This is a genomic window from Phaeobacter sp. HS011 (genome assembly GCF_018101215.1).
Classification (GTDB): Bacteria; Pseudomonadota; Alphaproteobacteria; order Rhodobacterales; family Rhodobacteraceae; genus Phaeobacter; species Phaeobacter inhibens.
The window spans coordinates 124295-142024 of record NZ_JAGEUF010000002.1 but is presented as its reverse complement, the minus strand read 5'-3'; the positions used below and the strand labels follow the sequence as shown (position 1 = coordinate 142024).

General features: G+C 59.4%; 17 protein-coding genes and 1 tRNA gene. 10 read left to right on the top strand and 8 right to left on the bottom strand.

From position 1 onward, the window contains the following. Window positions 1–67: 67 nt before the first annotated feature. Window positions 68–1054 carry an MBL fold metallo-hydrolase gene (locus tag J4721_RS04205; RefSeq protein WP_014874446.1) on the bottom strand — a complete coding sequence of 329 codons (987 nt, stop codon included), beginning with the start codon at window positions 1052–1054 and terminating at the stop codon, window positions 68–70. Window positions 1055–1177: 123 nt separating this feature from the next. On the opposite strand from J4721_RS04205, the gene J4721_RS04200 reads away from it, so the two are divergent. From J4721_RS04200 to J4721_RS04160, 9 genes are all read left to right on the top strand, one after another. Then, window positions 1178–2137 (top strand): LysR family transcriptional regulator, encoded by a 960-nt coding sequence (locus J4721_RS04200; RefSeq protein WP_211002156.1) that lies wholly within the window; start codon window positions 1178–1180, stop codon window positions 2135–2137. 12 nt (window positions 2138–2149) lie between these two features. After that, window positions 2150–2225: transfer RNA gene (locus tag J4721_RS04195), tRNA-Ile, on the top strand. A gap of 147 nt (window positions 2226–2372) precedes the next feature. Continuing rightward, window positions 2373–3404 (top strand): LacI family DNA-binding transcriptional regulator, encoded by a 1032-nt coding sequence (locus tag J4721_RS04190; RefSeq protein WP_102854486.1) that lies wholly within the window; start codon window positions 2373–2375, stop codon window positions 3402–3404. Between the two features lie 114 nt (window positions 3405–3518). After that, on the top strand, window positions 3519–4820 hold the full coding sequence (locus tag J4721_RS04185; RefSeq protein ID WP_211002155.1) for a sugar ABC transporter substrate-binding protein: 1302 nt from the start codon (window positions 3519–3521) through the stop codon (window positions 4818–4820). Window positions 4821–4936: 116 nt separating this feature from the next. Then, window positions 4937–5803, top strand: coding sequence for a carbohydrate ABC transporter permease (locus J4721_RS04180; protein ID WP_014874442.1), 867 nt, complete (start codon window positions 4937–4939; stop codon window positions 5801–5803). 9 nt (window positions 5804–5812) lie between these two features. Then, the gene (locus J4721_RS04175) at window positions 5813–6643 is read left to right on the top strand and encodes a carbohydrate ABC transporter permease (protein ID WP_014874441.1); all 831 of its coding nucleotides are present in this window, start codon (window positions 5813–5815) and stop codon (window positions 6641–6643) included. Window positions 6644–6654: 11 nt separating this feature from the next. Continuing rightward, entirely contained in the window at window positions 6655–7659 is a 1005-nt protein-coding gene (locus J4721_RS04170) for an ABC transporter ATP-binding protein (RefSeq protein ID WP_014874440.1), read from the top strand. After that, window positions 7656–8429 carry an L-iditol 2-dehydrogenase gene (locus J4721_RS04165; protein WP_211002154.1) on the top strand — a complete coding sequence of 258 codons (774 nt, stop codon included), beginning with the start codon at window positions 7656–7658 and terminating at the stop codon, window positions 8427–8429. Before J4721_RS04170 ends, J4721_RS04165 begins: the two co-directional genes overlap by 4 nt. 29 nt (window positions 8430–8458) lie before the next feature. Next, a complete protein-coding gene (locus tag J4721_RS04160; protein WP_211002153.1) occupies window positions 8459–9925 on the top strand; it encodes a mannitol dehydrogenase family protein in 1467 nt (488 codons plus the stop codon). A 53-nt stretch (window positions 9926–9978) separates the two neighbouring features. Here J4721_RS04160 and J4721_RS04155 read toward each other — a convergent pair whose 3' ends face one another. After that, on the bottom strand, window positions 9979–11250 hold the full coding sequence (locus J4721_RS04155) for a cytochrome-c peroxidase (RefSeq protein ID WP_217621347.1): 1272 nt from the start codon (window positions 11248–11250) through the stop codon (window positions 9979–9981). Between the two features lie 111 nt (window positions 11251–11361). Between J4721_RS04155 and J4721_RS04150 the strand changes: the two genes are divergently transcribed. After that, window positions 11362–11823: a tetratricopeptide repeat protein gene (locus tag J4721_RS04150; protein WP_076619778.1), complete on the top strand. Its 462-nt coding sequence runs from the start codon at window positions 11362–11364 to the stop codon at window positions 11821–11823. A 58-nt stretch (window positions 11824–11881) separates the two neighbouring features. Here the strand turns inward: J4721_RS04150 and dctP are convergent, their stop codons facing one another. Genes dctP through J4721_RS04120 form a run of 6 tightly spaced genes read right to left on the bottom strand, consistent with a single transcriptional unit; the run spans window position 11882 to window position 17675 of the window. Beyond that, window positions 11882–12940: a TRAP transporter substrate-binding protein DctP gene (gene dctP / locus J4721_RS04145; protein ID WP_061048289.1), complete on the bottom strand. Its 1059-nt coding sequence runs from the start codon at window positions 12938–12940 to the stop codon at window positions 11882–11884. A gap of 45 nt (window positions 12941–12985) precedes the next feature. Further along, entirely contained in the window at window positions 12986–14461 is a 1476-nt protein-coding gene (locus J4721_RS04140) for a TRAP transporter large permease (RefSeq protein WP_102874426.1), read from the bottom strand. Next, the gene (locus tag J4721_RS04135) at window positions 14461–15051 is read right to left on the bottom strand and encodes a TRAP transporter small permease (RefSeq protein ID WP_027247474.1); all 591 of its coding nucleotides are present in this window, start codon (window positions 15049–15051) and stop codon (window positions 14461–14463) included. Before J4721_RS04135 ends, J4721_RS04140 begins: the two co-directional genes overlap by 1 nt. A 58-nt stretch (window positions 15052–15109) precedes the next feature. After that, window positions 15110–15631: a flavin reductase family protein gene (locus tag J4721_RS04130; protein ID WP_014879807.1), complete on the bottom strand. Its 522-nt coding sequence runs from the start codon at window positions 15629–15631 to the stop codon at window positions 15110–15112. Then, window positions 15631–16521 (bottom strand): aldo/keto reductase family oxidoreductase, encoded by an 891-nt coding sequence (locus tag J4721_RS04125; protein ID WP_102858391.1) that lies wholly within the window; start codon window positions 16519–16521, stop codon window positions 15631–15633. Before J4721_RS04125 ends, J4721_RS04130 begins: the two co-directional genes overlap by 1 nt. Then, window positions 16521–17675 carry an LLM class flavin-dependent oxidoreductase gene (locus J4721_RS04120; RefSeq protein ID WP_102858390.1) on the bottom strand — a complete coding sequence of 385 codons (1155 nt, stop codon included), beginning with the start codon at window positions 17673–17675 and terminating at the stop codon, window positions 16521–16523. Before J4721_RS04120 ends, J4721_RS04125 begins: the two co-directional genes overlap by 1 nt. Window positions 17676–17730 lie beyond the last annotated feature (55 nt).

Genomic DNA, 17730 nt, shown 5'->3' with positions numbered 1-17730 from the left:
CCGCACCCCGGAGACCGGGATGCGACCGCTGGATCTGGGCGTGTTCAGAGCCCGGAATTCGACGCAATCACAGTGAGAACTGCCAGGGTGCCTGATCGAAGCCATAGGCATCGCCATCCCGCTCCACCCGGCCGAGACCGGGAAAATCAAGATGCATGCCGGTGACCAGCAGACCTTCACTGGCGGCACGGTCCAGCATCATGGTACGGCTCTTCACGGTCTGCTCCGGATCCATGTCAAAGGCCAGTGTCCAATCGGGACGCGCAAATTGCAGCGCTGTGCTGTGGATCAGATCCCCCCAGATCAGCAGCGGAGCCGCGCCGGTCTCAAGCAGGAACCCACAGTGCCCCGGCGTGTGGCCCGGCAGCGGCACGGAGCGCAGCCCGCTCATCACATCTGCCTCGCCCTCGAACATTTTCAGGCGATCCTGATAGGGCGCAACCGCCCCTCGTGCGATATCAAAGAAGCCGCGCGAGTCCTGCGGGACCCCCGCATAGACCGCGTCATCATGCCAGAAATCATACTCGCCCTGCCCTACGACAATCTCCGCATTGGGGAAACGCGCGGTACCATCGCTCTTGAGCAGGCCGCCGATATGATCCGGGTGCAGGTGAGTGACGACCACGCTGGTGATCTCTTCCGGTGTGCGGCCAGCCGCACGCAAGGCCGCCTCCAAACCGCCCAGGATCGGCCCGAAGAGATCGGCGGTGCCTGCATCGATCAGGGTCACAGCCTCGCCCTGCTCCACCAGATAGCCGTTCACCGGCAGTGACATCTGATCGTCTTTGATACGATAGAATGTTCCGTCCAGAACCGTGTCTGCCTCGGCCTGATCAAACCCGTTGATCTGGCTGGTGTTCAGCAGAAAATGCCCGTCCAGCAGCGCTGTCACCCGGGCCGAGCCGATCTGAAAACTGTGATAGGCCACCGGCAGGTCAGGCGTCGCACTTTCAGCCGCACTATGGCTGGCGGCCCGTAGCAGGGAAGGACTGGCGAGGGTTGCAACCGGGGCGGCGGCAAGGGCCCCAAGAAGATGTCTGCGAGAAAGGGTCATAAGAAACTCCGGTATCCAGTTCAGCAAATATAGCGTGATACAGAACCTAGCGCGTGAATGCCTCTGGCAACAGGCGTGCACGCGCGATATGAGATATTAGCCGTGCTTATAAGGATCCCGACCATGGACCGTCTGACGCTTCTGGAAACCTTTGCCATTGCGCTGGACGAAGGCAGCATCAACCGCGCCGCGCAGCGCCGGGGGTTGACCCAATCAGCCGCCAGCCAGCAGATCAAATCGCTTGAAACGCTGCTGGGGCACGCGCTGATGCTGCGCACACCGCGTGGCGTGCGGGCCACCCGCGCCGGGGAGTTGGTCTATGCCCATGCGCAAAACCTTCTCGGTGGTTATGACCGGCTCACGGCTGAGCTGGACGCCCAGAGCGATCAGATCTCGGGACGGTTCAAGGTGAGCACAAGCCGATTCATGGCACAGGCCGTGCTGGGGCCGATGCTGATGGATCTCGACACGCCTTATCCGGATCTAAATATCGTGATGCGGATTGAGGACCGTCTGGTGGATGTGGTGCGCGAGAACTACGATCTCGCCATCCGTACGGGATCACTTGGCGATACGGATGGTGTCGGGCGCAAGATCGCGGAACTGGAAACGGTGCTGTTTGCAACGCCCGCCTATCTGGATCGGGTTGGCCGTCCCAGCTGCCCGCAGGATATGCAGCGGCTGAAGTATATTCAGCACCACGAAGACCACACGATGGGGTATTTTCCCCTGACCCGTGATGGCGCCGTGCATCAGGCCCCAATCCGGGTTGGTTTCACCGCCGATGATACGGATCTGATCATGCGCGCGGTCAGCAAGGGATCAGGCTATACTCGCGCCCCGCGACTGCTGGTCGAAGAGGCGCTGAGCGCAGGCGAGTTTGAGCAAATCCTGCCGGGCTACACCGCGCCGAACAAGGATATCTTTGTGGTCTACCCCTCGCGCCACGCGCTGGACCGGCGCCACGAAGTTGTGATTGATGGGTTTCTCGACCATCTGCGCTGCCGCACCGCCGCACAGACAAATGTCGACGCACCTGATCCGACACGATCACCGCTTGACCTCCTGCCCGCGATTTCCTAACCAACCTGTGGCGGGCCTGTAGCTCAACGGTTAGAGCAGAGCGCTCATAACGCTTTGGTTGCAGGTTCGAATCCTGCCGGGCCTACCATTTTCCGCCACCCTTTCCAGATTTAGCGCATCACGTGGTGCGACTGTCAAATTTGACGCGCGTCAACTAACGTGACACAGTCCGCCTCCCATCTCCCCGCTCAAGGGACCGGTTTTCAGGCCGCCCGGACGACAAGGACAGCCCGCGATGAGTGATCCCAAAATCAGGAACATGGATGAATTTGCCTCGGTAAGCGGAATTTCCAGACCGACGCTGTCCAAGTTCTTCAATGATCCGGACAGCGTGCGCAAATCGACCCGGGAGCGGATTGAAGAGGCGCTGGAAAAATTCGACTATCGCCCGAATCTTTATGCGATGAACCAGAACCGGCGGCTGACCAAGACCATCGGAATTGTGGTCCCGAACCTCACCGACCCGTTTTTTGCCAAGATCGCCCGACACATTGAGGATCACGTTATCGCGGCCGGCTACCGGCCTGTTTTACTGGGATCCAATGGCACCCCGGCGCAGGAACTGGAGAACCTCAACAATCTGCGCCTGCTGAAACCAGCCGGCACGCTGCTGGCCCCCTTGGGTCGGGTCTCTGAGACACCGCAGATCCGGGAATTCTGCAACGAGGTGCCAACAGTGCTGTTTGATGCCAATCTGGAAAACACCGGCGAGGCCTTCATCGGTTCCGACAATCAGCAAAGCGTCACCACCATCGTAGAGTATCTTTGTCGCACCGGTGACGCGCCGGCCTTCTTTGAGATGAAGACACCAACCAACCCCAATGCAGTCAAACGGCGCAACGCCTATATCTCATCTATGGAACGGCTCGGGCACCGGCCCGAACTGATCCAGGTCGATGGCGATGGCTGGGACTTCGAGGAGATTGGGTTTCGTGAAGGCACCCGATTGCTGTCGGGGCAACGGTCGGCAACAAATACGATCCTGTGCAGTAACGACCGCCTTGCGATCGGGCTGCTGTCAGCGGCCTATCAGCTTGGGCTGCGCGTCGGCCTTGGGGATGGGTGCGCGTTGCGGGTGGCCGGACACGATGATCATCCGTTTTCCCGCTATACCTGCCCGACCCTGACCACGGTCTCCCAGGATTACACCGCGATTGCCCGCACCAGCGCAGAGACCCTTGTCGCCCGAATCGAAGGCAATCCACTGGCTGATTCTCGCCGGGACATACTGTTCGACGGGCAATTGGTGATGCGCGGCTCAGCTTAAATCATTCTGGTCATGCGATTTTCTTGAAACTTTACGCGCGTTAATTTTAATTTGACGCGCGATGCCATACTCCGCTATCCTCTCATGGCAACATCCAATCATGGGAGGATAAGGATGTACCTTAAGAGCGCATTGCGTGCAGCAACGGCATTGACCGTATTTGCCAGCACCGCCGCCTTTGCCGACACGATCACCATCGCAACCGTGAACAACGGCGACATGATCCGAATGCAAGGACTGACAGAGGATTTCACAGCCAAAACCGGCCATGAGGTGGAATGGGTCACCCTTGAAGAAAACGTGCTGCGCCAGCGCGTCACCACCGATATCTCGGCCAAGGGTGGTCAGTTCGACATTATGACCATCGGCATGTACGAAACCCCAATCTGGGGCAAGAATGGCTGGCTTGTGCCACTAAACGATCTGCCTGCCGACTATGATGTAGACGATATTCTGCCCGCGATGCGCGGTGGCCTGTCGCATGATGGCACGCTCTTTGCGGCGCCATTCTATGGCGAAAGCTCCATGATCATGTATCGCACCGACCTGATGGAAAAGGCCGGTCTGGAGATGCCCGCAGCGCCGACGTGGGACTTTGTGGCCGATGCGGCCCGCCAGATGACCGACAAGGACAATGAAACCTATGGCATCTGCCTGCGCGGCAAGGCCGGTTGGGGCGAAAACGCAGCCTTCATCACCGCCATGTCCAATTCCTTTGGCGCGCGCTGGTTCGATGAAAACTGGGCGCCCCAATTCGATAGTGAAGCCTGGTCGAACACGCTCAACTTCTACATCAACCTGCTGAATGATGCAGGTCCTCCGGGCGCGTCCAACAATGGGTTCAACGAAAACCTGTCGCTGTTCCAGCAGGGCAAATGCGGCATGTGGATCGACGCAACCGTTGCGGCATCGTTCGTGACCAACCCCAATGACTCCACCGTCGCGGACAAGGTCAGTTTTGCACTGGCACCTGACACCGGATTGGGCAAGCGCAGCAACTGGCTCTGGGCCTGGGCTCTCGCGATTCCTGCAGGCACCCAGAAAGAGGCCGCCGCAAAGGAGTTCATCCAGTGGGCCACCTCGAAAGACTACATTGAGCTGGTAGCCGAGAACGAAGGTTGGGCAAATGTTCCTCCGGGTGCGCGGATCTCGCTTTATGAGAACGCGAACTACAAGGATATCCCCTTCGCCAAAATGACACTGGAGAGCATCCTTTCCGCAGATCCGAACAACCCGACGGTTGATCCGGTGCCTTATGTCGGCATCCAGTTTGCGGCCATCCCGGAATTTGCAGGCATCGCAACCCAGGTTGGTCAGGAGTTCTCTGCGGCACTCGCCGGACAGCAGACAGCTGAAGAAGCCCTCGCCAAAGCGCAGGCGCTGACTGCAGACGAAATGGAAGCGGCAGGTTACTGACGCCTCCTCCCTCCCAGAGGGTAGCCCGTTAATTCGGCTGCCCTCTGGCTCCTTCTCCCCGAACAAGCCAATATTTGTCACGACGGCTCAAGAACCGGCGACAATGGAGATTTGCCATGGCGACCCAACATTCCCGGTCGGCAGCACGCATCATGATGGCCCCCGCAGTGATCCTGCTTCTGGGTTGGATGCTGGTCCCGCTGACGATGACACTCTACTTTTCGTTCAAGAAATATCTGCCCCTACGTGGTGGCGACCTGGGCTGGGTGGGCTTTGACAATTACGCCCGCTTCCTGTCCTCCAGCGCCTTCTGGCCAAGTGTACAGGCAACGCTGGTCATCGTGGGTGGCGTCCTTGCCATTACCGTGATCCTCGGCGTGTTCCTTGCTTTGCTGCTTAATCAGCCGATGTGGGGACAGGGCATTGTCCGCATTCTGGTGATCGCGCCCTTTTTCGTCATGCCGACGGTATCGGCGCTGGTCTGGAAGAATATGTTCATGGACCCTGTGAACGGTCTCTTTGCTCACCTGTGGAAGGCCTTCGGAGCGGAACCCGTTTCATGGCTGTCTGAGGCCTCGCTGCAGTCGATTATTCTCATCGTCAGCTGGCAGTGGTTACCGTTTGCAACGCTCATCCTGCTGACTGCAATTCAATCGCTGGACAGTGAGCAGCTGGAGGCGGCCGAAATGGATGGCGCTCCGCCGGTGGCACGGTTCGGCTATATCACCCTGCCGCACCTGAGCCGGGCCATCACGGTTGTTGTGCTGATCCAGACGATTTTTCTGCTGTCGATCTTTGCCGAGATCTTTGTCACCACCCAAGGCTCGTTCGGGACCAAGACCCTCACCTACCTAATCTATCAACGTGTTTTGGAAAGCCAGAACGTCGGATTGGGATCCGCCGGTGGTGTCTACGCCATCATCCTCGCCAATATCGTTGCCATCTTCCTGATGCGCATCGTTGGCAAGAACCTCGACGCATAGGAGGCCACCATGGCACGAGCCGTTACACCAAGACGCAAAGCCATCAATACTGCGCTGGCCTGGGCTGTTGGGTTGCTGATCTTCTTTCCAATCCTCTGGACCATTCTCACCAGCTTCAAGACCGAGGCACAGGCCATAAGCGATCCGCCCGTCTTCCTGTTCTTTGACTGGACGCTGGAAAACTACAGCGTTGTGCAAGAACGCTCCGACTATATGCGGTTCCTGTGGAATTCGGTGATCATTGCCGGTGGCTCGACCATTCTTGGAATTATCATCGCAGTGCCCGCTGCTTGGTCGATGGCCTTTGTACCGTCGAAACGCACCAAGGATATCCTGCTGTGGATGCTGTCGACCAAGATGCTGCCTGCGGTCGGCGTACTCTACCCGATCTACATCCTGTTCATCAAAATGGGACTGCTGGACAACCGCTTTGGTCTGGTTGTGGTGCTGATGCTGATCAACCTGCCGATCATTGTCTGGATGCTTTACACCTACTTCAAGGAAATCCCTGGAGAGATCCTTGAGGCGGCGCGAATGGATGGTGCCACGCTGAAAGAGGAGATCCTCTATGTGCTGACACCAATGGCCATTCCCGGCATCGCCTCGACCCTGCTGCTGAACATCATCCTGGCCTGGAACGAAGCCTTCTGGACGCTGAACCTGACCGCCGCCAAGGCCGCGCCACTGACCGCGTTCATCGCCAGCTATTCCAGCCCCGAAGGCCTGTTCTACGCCAAGCTGTCAGCGGCTTCGACAATGGCCATCGCGCCGATCCTCATCCTTGGCTGGTTCAGCCAGAAACAACTTGTCAGCGGCCTGACCTTCGGCGCCGTGAAATAAGGAAGACACCCATGGGACAGATCAAACTTGAAAGCGTGACCAAGAATTTTGGCCCCGTTGAGGTCATCCCGCCGCTGGACCTGACCATTGAAGATGGAGAATTCACCGTCTTTGTCGGCCCGTCCGGTTGTGGCAAATCCACGCTGCTGCGCCTGATTGCGGGACTGGAGGATATCACCTCGGGCACCATCCGCATCGATGGCGAGGATGCAACCGACATTCCCCCGGCGAAACGCGGACTGGCGATGGTGTTTCAATCCTATGCGCTCTATCCGCATATGTCGGTGCGCAAGAACATCGCCTTTCCGATGAAGATGGCGGGCATCCCGGCGGATGAGCAGAAGCGCCGGATTGACAATGCTGCCGCAGCGCTGAACCTCACCGATTATCTGGATCGCCGCCCGGGCCAGCTGTCGGGTGGACAACGTCAACGCGTCGCCATTGGCCGTGCCATTGTGCGTGAACCGGCGGCGTTTCTGTTTGACGAACCGCTGTCCAATCTGGATGCCGCCCTGCGCGTTGGTATGCGGTTGGAAATCTCAGAGCTGCACAAACGACTTGCAACCACCATGATCTACGTGACCCATGATCAGGTTGAGGCGATGACCATGGCTGACAAGATCGTCGTCTTGCAGGCTGGCGTGATCGAACAGGTCGGCAGTCCGATGGAGCTGTATCGCGCGCCGCGCAATGTATTTGTCGCGGGCTTTATCGGATCGCCGAAGATGAACCTTCTGACCGGCCCGCAGGCTGCGCAGCACAATGCAGCCACCATCGGCATCCGGCCCGAACATCTTAGCATCTCTGAAACGGAGGGGATGTGGGCGGGAACCATTGGTGTCTCTGAGCATCTGGGATCCGACACTTTTTTCCACGTGCAATGTGACGCCTTTGACGACCCACTTACAGTGCGGGCCAGCGGGGAGCTGGATCTGGGCTACGGCGCACGGGTGTTTCTAACACCTGACATGACGCATCTGCATCGTTTTGGTTCCGACGGGCTGCGGATCGAATGAAACGCCTAAACGGAAAACGCGCTCTGATCACGGGTGCCGCCCGTGGCATCGGGGCGGCCTTTGCCAGAGCCTATGTGAATGAGGGCGCGCGCGTGGTCATCGCCGATATTGATACTGCCCGCGCAGAGGCAACTGCTGCGCAAATCGGAGCGGCCGCGATTGCCGTCGAGCTGGATGTCACGGATCAAGCCAGCATTGACCGCGCCCTCACCCGCACCGTTGAAAGCTATGGTGGCCTCGACATTCTGATCAACAACGCCGCTGTATTCACGGCAGCGCCACTGGTTGAGATCACCCGAGAGGCCTATCAGCACACCTTTGACATCAATGTGTCCGGCACGCTGTTCATGATGCAGGCAGCAGCGCAACAGATGATTACGCAGGGCACCGGCGGCAAGATTATCAACATGGCCAGCCAGGCCGGCCGTCGGGGTGAGCCGCTGGTGTCCGTCTACTGCGCGACGAAGGCGGCGGTGATCAGTCTCACGCAATCTGCCGGGCTGAACCTGATCTCACATGGCATCAATGTGAACGCTATCGCCCCCGGTGTCGTCGACGGCGAACATTGGGACGGTGTCGATGCCTTCTTTGCCAAATATGAAGGCAAGGCCCCCGGCCAGAAAAAAGCCGAGGTGGCGCAATCTGTTCCTTACGGACGAATGGGCACCGCAGCAGATCTGACCGGGATGGCCGTCTTTCTGGCCAGCGAGGCTGCCGACTATGTTGTGGCTCAGACCTACAACGTCGATGGCGGCCAATGGATGAGCTGATGCGGGAACACAGGTGGGAGGCAGCAGCCATGAAACTCTCGAATGATACATTGAGCCAACTGCCACAGACGATTGGCCGGCCCAGTTATGACCGCGCCGAAATCAGCCCCGGCATCGTCCATATCGGGCTTGGCAATTTCCACCGCGCGCATCAGGCATGGTATCTGCATGCCCTGATGCAGCGCGGGCTGGCGATGGATTGGGGTATTATCGGGGCCGGTGTGCGCGCTGCCGACGCAGGAATGCGGGATCGGCTGCTGGCACAGGACTGTCTGACAACACTGATCGAATTGGATCCGACCGGGCGTTCGGCCGAGGTGATCGGGCCGTTGATCGATTTCCTACCGGTCGAGGCTGACAATGCCAGCCTGATCCGTTGCATGGCAGGCAGCGCAATCCGTATCGTTTCGCTGACTGTGACCGAAGGTGGCTATTATCAGGACGCACAGCACAAGGGGCTGGATCTCAACCATGAGGATATCCGGCATGACATTGCCCGGCCCGACCGCCCACGCACCGTGTTTGGCGCCATTGTTGAAGCGCTGCGGCTGCGCCGGGGTCGTGGCCTGCCCGCCTTTACCGTGCAAAGCTGCGACAACCTCCAGGGCAACGGTCAGATCACCCGCACTGCAGTGGTGACGCTGGCGCAGCAGACCGATCCGGAGCTTGCCGCATGGATCGATCAAACCGGGGCCTTTCCAAATTCCATGGTGGATTGCATCGTGCCCGCCACCGGTCCGGCTGAGATTGCTCTGGCCCGGAGTTACGGGATTGAGGACGCCGCCCCCGTGACACATGAGAATTACCGGCATTGGGTCATTGAGGATGAATTCTGTGCCGGGCGCCCTCCTTGGGATCTGGCCGGGGCCATCTTCACCGACGATGTTCACGGCTACGAAAGCATGAAGATCCGCGTACTGAACGCAGGCCACCAGGTGCTGGCCAACGCGGGTGAGCTGATGTCGATCGCGACCATCGCCGACTGCATGAAAGATCCCTTGCTGGCGGCCTTCTTTCGCAAGGTTCAGACGGCAGAAATTCTGCCCCATGTCATCGCAGTACCCGAGATGGCCCCGAAGGATTATCTCACCCTGATTGAGGCCCGCTTCTCCAACCCCGAAATCCGCGACACCACGCGGCGTGTGGCTTATGACGGCTCATCGCGCCATCCGGGGTTTGTAATGCCGATCCTGCGCGATGCCGTGCGGAGCAAGGGCGCAATTGACGGGCTTTGCCTTGTGGAGGCGCTCTGGGCGCAGATGTGTACCGGGCTGCGTGAGGATGCCAGCGAGATCGCGCCAAACGACCCCGATTGGGAGACCCGCAAATCCGCAGCGGAACGCGCGCAGAAAAACCCTGAGGTCTGGTTGCAGCAAAGCCAGATCTATGGGGATCTATCAGAGCAGCCGGGCGTGGTTGAGCGGTTTTCTTACTGGCTTTCCATGATCCGGTCACAGGGCTGCCGCGCTGCGCTTAGCGAGTATCTTGGGCACTGACAGTCCGTTTGCGCCGACGGGCAGCACACGCGGAGTTGCGGCTCATCCAGCGTTCAGCGCTTTGCCCCATCAACGGGCAGGCCACTGGGAACGGCGGAGGGGACAGACGATTGCTGTGCGCGTGCTTTTTCGCCGGTCAGCGCCGTGAGAAAGGCGACCAGCGCTGCGATATCCTGATCGCTGAGGTTCTGGCGCAGATATATGTCGCGGGCTCGCGACTGTCGCGCCATCTCGAACCGGTCCTGCTGCACCACAAAATCTGTGGCGGCCAGCCAGGGCACATCTGGCAATTGCAGATCGTCAGGCGTCCACGCCGAACGGCTAGCGACTGGATTAAGATGGTGTCGGATCATCCGGTCAAGCGTTGGAAAAGCGCCATTATGGCCGTAAGGGCCGGTCAGTTCCACATTGCGCAACATAGGCGTGCGGAACCGGTAGGCGTCTGCCAGATCATCGCTTTCGCCCATACGACCGACGTCCCGGGCATAAGGGTCAAAGCGGCGCGCGCGACCGGGGCCGAAGGCCGGCAGACCGAGGGCGTAGAAGTTCTGATCCGAAAACAGCGGCCCAGCATGGCACCCGCTGCATCCGGCAGAGCCAAAGAACAGGTCCGTCCCGGCTTTCTGTCGCGCGGTCAGGGCGGTGTCATTCCCCGCCAGATAGGCATCAAACGGGCTATCAACCGAGGTGAAATCCTGCACCATGAACTGGGCCAGCGCCTCGGCAATATCTGTGATTTCCACATCCTCCGGTGCCGAGATGTGATCAAAGGCGGCAACGAACCCCACGCCATAGTCCGGAAGACTGCGAACGCGTTTGGCAATGATCGGCCAGGCCAGATCAATCCGGTCGCGGGTGGCCCCTATCACCTCATTCTCACCGACATTGCCTGCCATCTCGAAACTGGAAGTCATCGGGAATAAGGCCTGCGCAGCCAGCAGCGATTGCAGCCCCCCAGGCAACCATTCCTCGGCAGGGGTGTTGAAGCTATTGCCGTAAATAGGATCTGCACTGATCCGCCCATCATGCATCAGCACACGGATGGACTTCGCCCCGAGGTTCCAAAGTGCTGGCGCATTGCGCGGCACACGTTTCTGCACCCGGTTTGCGCCGCGGCCGGACAGGCGCGCAGGTCCCAGCCCCTCAGCCCCCTCACCCAGCCCCAGCGATAGCCCGTCAGATGTACCATGACGCGGATGATGGCAGGTGCCGCAGCTGATATTTCTGTTCCCCGACAGGATCTTGTCATAAAATAGCAGTCGCCCCAGTTCCGCCTTTGCCGGGTCTACGGGTATAAAATCGCCGGGCCCCAGCGATGACGGCAACTGCACTTCCTCTGCGACGACCGTCCCCGCACAAAGGCCAAGCGCCAACACGACACAGGAGAGCACATGCGCAAGAGATGGAAACCGGTTCTGGTCGCGGTGGCGCTGTCCATGACCAGCCTGACGATAACTGCGCCTCTGCCAGCCTGGGCGGAAATCGAACAGGCCCGGGATCTGATGGAGGCCGGAGAGTTTGCGGCAGCGCGCGATGCGCTCTGGCCTGCGGCGCGATCCGGCAATGCCGATGCGGAAGAACTGATCGGGGTTATGTACGGCATGGGGCTGGGTGTTGAGCAGGACGATGTCCGTGCGTTTGAGTGGTACCTGCGCAGCGCCATGAAGGGGCATCCGGGCGCCCAATCCGGAATTGGCTGGTACTATGAAATCGGTCGCGGAATGCCCGCCCCCGATCTGGTGCGCGCCTATATGTGGTACACGCTGTCGGCCATCGGCGGCGATCCCGATGCGGCCATCAGCCTGGAAGAAGTGGTCAAGAAGATGACCCCGGCAGAGATCGATAAGGCGCATGTTCTGGTCGAAGACTACAAGGTCTGGATGTACCCATTCCGGTGAGGGACCGGCGGGCGGCGCAAGGTGACCCCGCGCCGCCCGGTGATTTCTCAAGACGGTATCAATTCAGATCCGCCGCGCGAGCCGCGCTGACGTCGGCTTCTGCCTCGGCCACGGCCTCCGTCAATGCAGTGAAGATCTCATCACCGCGGGTCACGTTGGACTTAAACCAGTCATAAACCGGCTCGGCAGCGGATTTGAAAGCGGCCTTCTGATCTGGCGTGGGCACATAGAGATCGCCGCCGCCCGCAACAAAATCCTCATAGGCCTGGATCGACTTGCGCTTGGGCGAGGCAAAGGTCGCTTGCTGCAAAGCATAGAACCCGTCAACCACGACCTGCCGCATGTCTTCCGGCATATCCATGAAGGTCTTGTTCGACATCCACCACAGCGCGCCCATATAGGCGTGACCGTCCAGCGTCACATATTGCAGGCCAGCATCCGGGAACTTCATGCCCATGATATCGGTGATGCCGTTCTTGGACCCTTCGACCACGCCGGTCTGGAACGAGGTAAACAGCTCAGGCCAGGGGATCGGTGTCGGAGAGGCCCCCAGCGCCTTCACCAGCTCTTGCGGCAGGTCCGCAACGACAGTGCGGATTTTCAGACCTTCCATGTCGGCAGGTTCCGCCACACGACGCTTGGTATTGGCAAAGTTCCGCCAGCCGCCGGTATTGCCAATGGTCATCAGTCGAATGGAGTCGCCGGAATCCTCGAGCGCCATCTGGCGCATGGCACGGGTAAAGTCACCCGACAAGACATGTTCGGCGATCCGGTCGTCGGCCATCAGATAGGGCAGATCCAGCACCTGCACATAAGGGAACAGCCCCGACGCGCCGCCGGAGGTGGAGATATAGACATCAATCGAGCCATCCGCGACGCCCTGCAGACATTCCGCCCCGTTGGAGCAAAGCTGCGTGCCGATGAACAGCTCAACCTCGATTGCGCCATTTGAGGCCGCCTCGACGTAGTTCTTGAACACCACCAGACCGTCGTAATCCTCGTCATTCTCGTTGGAATTCGCGGTTGCGCGGATCTTGTAATCTGCCGCATAGGCCGACAGGGCGGTGCCTGCCATCAGGGCTGACAGGGCCACTGTCTTTGCCAATTTCCTGAGCATTCTTATCTCCTCCTGTTGCTCTTTTATTTGGTTTTTCGGTCGTCCTTAGTTCAGAAACCCGGTCAGTCGCGGAATGGTCAGCGAAATGGCCGGAACAAAGGTAATCAGAAAGATCACCGCTATTTCAATCGCCAGAAACGGCAGGATGGCCTTGGCGATGGTGGTGACACGCTCCTGTGAGACGGCAGCGGCCACAAATAGCACCAGCCCCATCGGCGGGGTCGCAAGGCCAACCGTCAGGTTCACACACATGATGATGGCGAAATGCACTGATTCAACGCCAAGATCGGTGAACACCGGCCCCAAGATCGGACCAAGGATGATGATCGCGGGGCCCGCATCCAGAAACATGCCGACGACGAACAGCAGCAGATTAATCAGGAACAGCAGGATCAGCGGATTTTCCGAGAGCGTCAGGATGAAATCGGCCAGTTGCTCCGGCGCGTGACTGAGACTGACCACGGTCTTGAACGACATCGCCGCACCCACCAGCAACAGCACCACTGCTGAGGTGATCCCCGCGCGCGAAAAAACCTGCGGCAGATCCGCCAGCCGCATCGATCCCAGCACCAGAAAGCTGATCAGCAGCGCATAGGCCACAGCCACTGCCGCAGCCTCCGTCGGGGTGAAGACGCCTGCCAGAATACCGCCAAGGATCAGGACAGGCGTTTGTAGTGGCACCACAGCCCGTTTACAGATCGTGCGGAACGCCGGGCTGACAACACGGCGCAGCCCCAGCATCAGCCCATGGGCAAACAGCACCGCGCCAAAGAACGCCAGCCATTTCATCTGTGGCCCGGCCCCGTCGGCCAGGGGGATAAACTGCGCCAGCAGCAGACCAAGGTTCAGCCGCACCAGCCCAAAGGAGAACCAGCGCTCCATCGTGCCGATCTCAACACTGTCGAAAACCACCCGCCGCGCGGCCGGCAGCTCATACCGGTCGGCCATGGCGCGGACCATGATCATCAGGCCAACGCCCACCAATACACCCGGCACAATCCCTGCGAGGAACAGCGCAGCGACGCTTTCGCCCATGACATAGGCATAGATGATCATAATGCCGGATGGAGGAATGATTGGCCCGATCACCGAGCTGGCAGCGGTGACGGCCGCCGCGAATTTCCGGCTGTAACCTTCACGCTCCATCGCTGGGATCAGCATGGAACCCAGCGCCGAGGTATCCGCCACGGCAGAACCAGAGAGTCCCGCAAACAGGATGGAGGACAGGATGTTCACCTGCGCCAGCCCACCGCGCAGATGACCCATCAGCGCCTGCGAAAACTCGACCAGCCGCACGGTGATACCGCCTCGGTTCATCAACTCCCCTGCAAGCATGAAAAATGGGATTGCCATCAGCGGAAAGCTGTCCATCCCGTTATAAAGGTTGCGATACAGCAGGGTCAGATCACGCTCCTGCCCATTTAGCCACAGCAGTGCCCCGGGGGCGGCCAGAAGACAGAAAAAGACCGGCAGACCGATCAGCAGAAGAAACAGAAACAGCGGCAGGAACCAGATCAGCATCACTCAGCCCCTCCGATGGTCATGCCCGGGCGTTCTGGCAGGCGATCGCCCTGCCCGAATAATCGCACGATGCGTTCCAGGATCAGCTCGATATTCACCAGAATTAACAGGCCCAGCCCCACCACAAGCGAGAGCATCATCCAGCTGCGTGGCACCCGGAACCAGTTGTCGAACCCCAGCGAGGTCGGCAGGTAGAGCGAGGCCGTGGCAAAGCGTCCGCCAAGCCCCGTAACCTCCTTGTAGCCAATCTGGATCCCAACGATCAGCACGGTCAGGCCAATCATCAGAAGCAGCAGTTGCAAGAGATGAAACAGCCAGCCGCGCAGCAGGGAATCGACAACATCAATAGCGACAAAACCACCACTGCGCAGCGCCGTGGGCGCCATCAGGCCGGTCATCCACAACATGCAGAACCGCGCAGCCTCATCCGGCCAAGGCAAGGCGCTGCCCAGTACATAGCGAAAGAAGACCTGAATCAGGATTGCCAGAACCATCAGGCCAATGGCAAAAACGCCCACCCAACGACCGGCTGCAAGCAGGCCGGTGTTGAGCGGGCGCAGTATATTCAGGACAGATAGAACTGCCGTCATCGCGTCTCTCTCCTCCCCTTGTGCCGCCCCGACCTCCCTCGGTGCGGACAACCGGCCGCTAACTTGAGGCGGCGATCTGGCCCATCTGGCCTTTGTAGAATGTCAATGCATCCCCTTCTTCGCGCATAGTGGCGCGGTCCACATGTCCCAGCACAATGGCGTGGTCTCCTCCATCATGGATGGCTGAGCGGGTGCATTCAAAGCGCGCCAGACAGTTCTCCAGTAGCGGCACGCCGTTCTCGTTCTGCGCAAGCTGCAAATGATTCAGTCCAAAAGCATCTTTTGCAACCTGCCAACACAGATCATCCTGATCCGCCGCCAGAACATGAATGGCGTAGTGGCGGGCCTCCTCAAAATAGGGAAAGCGGCGCGAATTGCGGTCTGGCGACCACAGGACCAGCGGCGGCGTCAGCGAAACCGAGGTAAAACTGTTGGCGGTAATCGCCACCACACCCTGCTCAGACGCCGCTGTCACGATGGTGACACCAGTTGCGAACCGACCAAAAGCGTCGCGCAGCAGTCGTGTGTTATCTGGCGCCGGGACAAAGCTATGTTTCCCCTGCCCTGCATGCGCAGACATCATGCGACCTCCCGGCCCAATGCCGCCTCATACAATTTGAACCAGGTCGGACGGTCCAGCTCGACCTTCAGCGCGTCAGAGGCCTGTTTGATCCGCGCCAGGTTGTTGGTACCCAACACCGGCAGGATCCGAGCGGGATGCCGCAGCAGGAAGGCTATGGCGACGGCGGCGCGGTCAACGCCCTGCGCTGCGGCAATCTCATCCAGCCGTTCAGCCAATTGGCCACGGCCGGTCATTAAGCCGCCACCGCCAAGCGGCGACCAAGCCATCAACGGATGACCCTGCCGTTGATGAAAAGCCAAATCGCCATTGGTGAAGGGAGTGATCTCAGAGAGCGAAATCTCAATCTGATTGGTGGCCAGTGGCGTCTTCATCCCCGATTGCAGCAGTTCCCAATCCCAGGGGCGGAAGTTCGACACTCCTACCGCACGCACTTTGCCTGCGGCGACCAGCGCGTCCAGCGCGGCCCCTGTCTCGACATGATCCATCAGCGGATCCGGCCGATGGATCAGCAAGAGGTCGATATGGTCGATGCCCATTTCCATCAGCGACGTCTCAACCGAACGAGTGATATGCGCCGAGGAAGTGTCGTAGTGCTTGACCGCTGCATCCGCATAGCGCCCAACCGGGGCCACGATATCGCATTTGCTGACAATCTCCATCCGATCCCGCAGAGCTGGATTTGCCTTCAGCGCCTGACCCAGAATGCCTTCGCCGGCATACCCGCCATAGATATCGGCCTGATCAAAGGTGGTGATCCCCTGCGCCAGACAGGCTTCAATCTTGGCCTCGACATGGGCGGTTGATGTATCGCTGTCATCGCCCAGACGCCACATGCCATAGACCAGACGGCTGAACTCCAGCCCTTCTGCGATCTTGATCCGTTCCATCAACGACGTTCTCCGTTCCCTAAGGGTGTAGCCGGGGTCGATTGCGGCACCCGACCATATTCATGCGGCAGTGAGCAGGTTTTCAGATGTGGCATCACCCGCGCCCCGAAATGCCGCGCTTCCTCCAGATGTGGATAGCCCGACAGAACAAAGGCGCGAATGCCCATTTTCTGATAGGCTTCCAGCTTGGACATGACCTGATCGGTGGATCCGACCAGCGCCGCCCCGCAACCAGAGCGTGCCCGCCCTATCCCTGTCCAGAGGTTCGGTTCAATAAACCCGAATTCATCCGCAATATCGCGGTTCTTGGCCTGATGCGCCACGCCCAGCGAGGTGGCATCCAGCGCCCGATCCCGAATGGCTTTGCCCTGTGCATCATCCAGTTTCGACACGAGATGATCAGCGTATTCATAGGCTTCCGCCTCAGTATCGCGGACAATGACGTGCACCCGCAGACCATAATCCAGCGTACGCCCATAGGTTTCCGCGACGCTATGGACCGCCTGCATCCGACCGGCCAGATCTTCCATCTTTTCCGGCCACATCAGGTAGACATCGCAATGTTCACCGCAGAGCTCCAGCGCCGCCGGGGAATAGCCACCGAAATACAGCAGCGGCCCGCCAGTCTGATAGGGTCTCGCCGGATCGGTGGTCAGCCCTTCGAATTGGTAGACCTCGCCCTTGTGGTTGATCTCATCCCGGGTCCAGGCCTGTTTCAGGATCTCCACCACCTCGCGCGAGCGCTGATAGCGAAAGCCGCTGTCGGCGGTCTCCCCTGGAAAATCGGAGGAGATGATATTGATGGTCAACCGCCCCTCCAGCATGTGGTCCAGCGTCGCCAGAGTGCGCGCCAGCATGATCGGCTGCATCTCGCCGCAGCGCACCGCTGCCAGCATGTTGATCCTATCGGTGAGCGGCGCGCAGCCTGCCACAAAACTAAGTGTATCCTGACCCACCTGATAGGACGACGGACAGAGGATATTGCGAAATCCCTGCGCCTCGGCCTCTTTCACGATGTCAGAGCAATGCGCCCAGGAGGACCGCAGATCGCCATCCGGCACGCCAAGGAACTGGTAGTCATCGGAGCAGAGCGCGGCAAACCAAGACACTTCAACCGCATCAAGATCCGCAGATGTTACCGGAACAACGCTCATTGGCCTCTCCCTCATCCTTTGCAACTTAACTCTTGCATAACCCGCGCCTTGATGT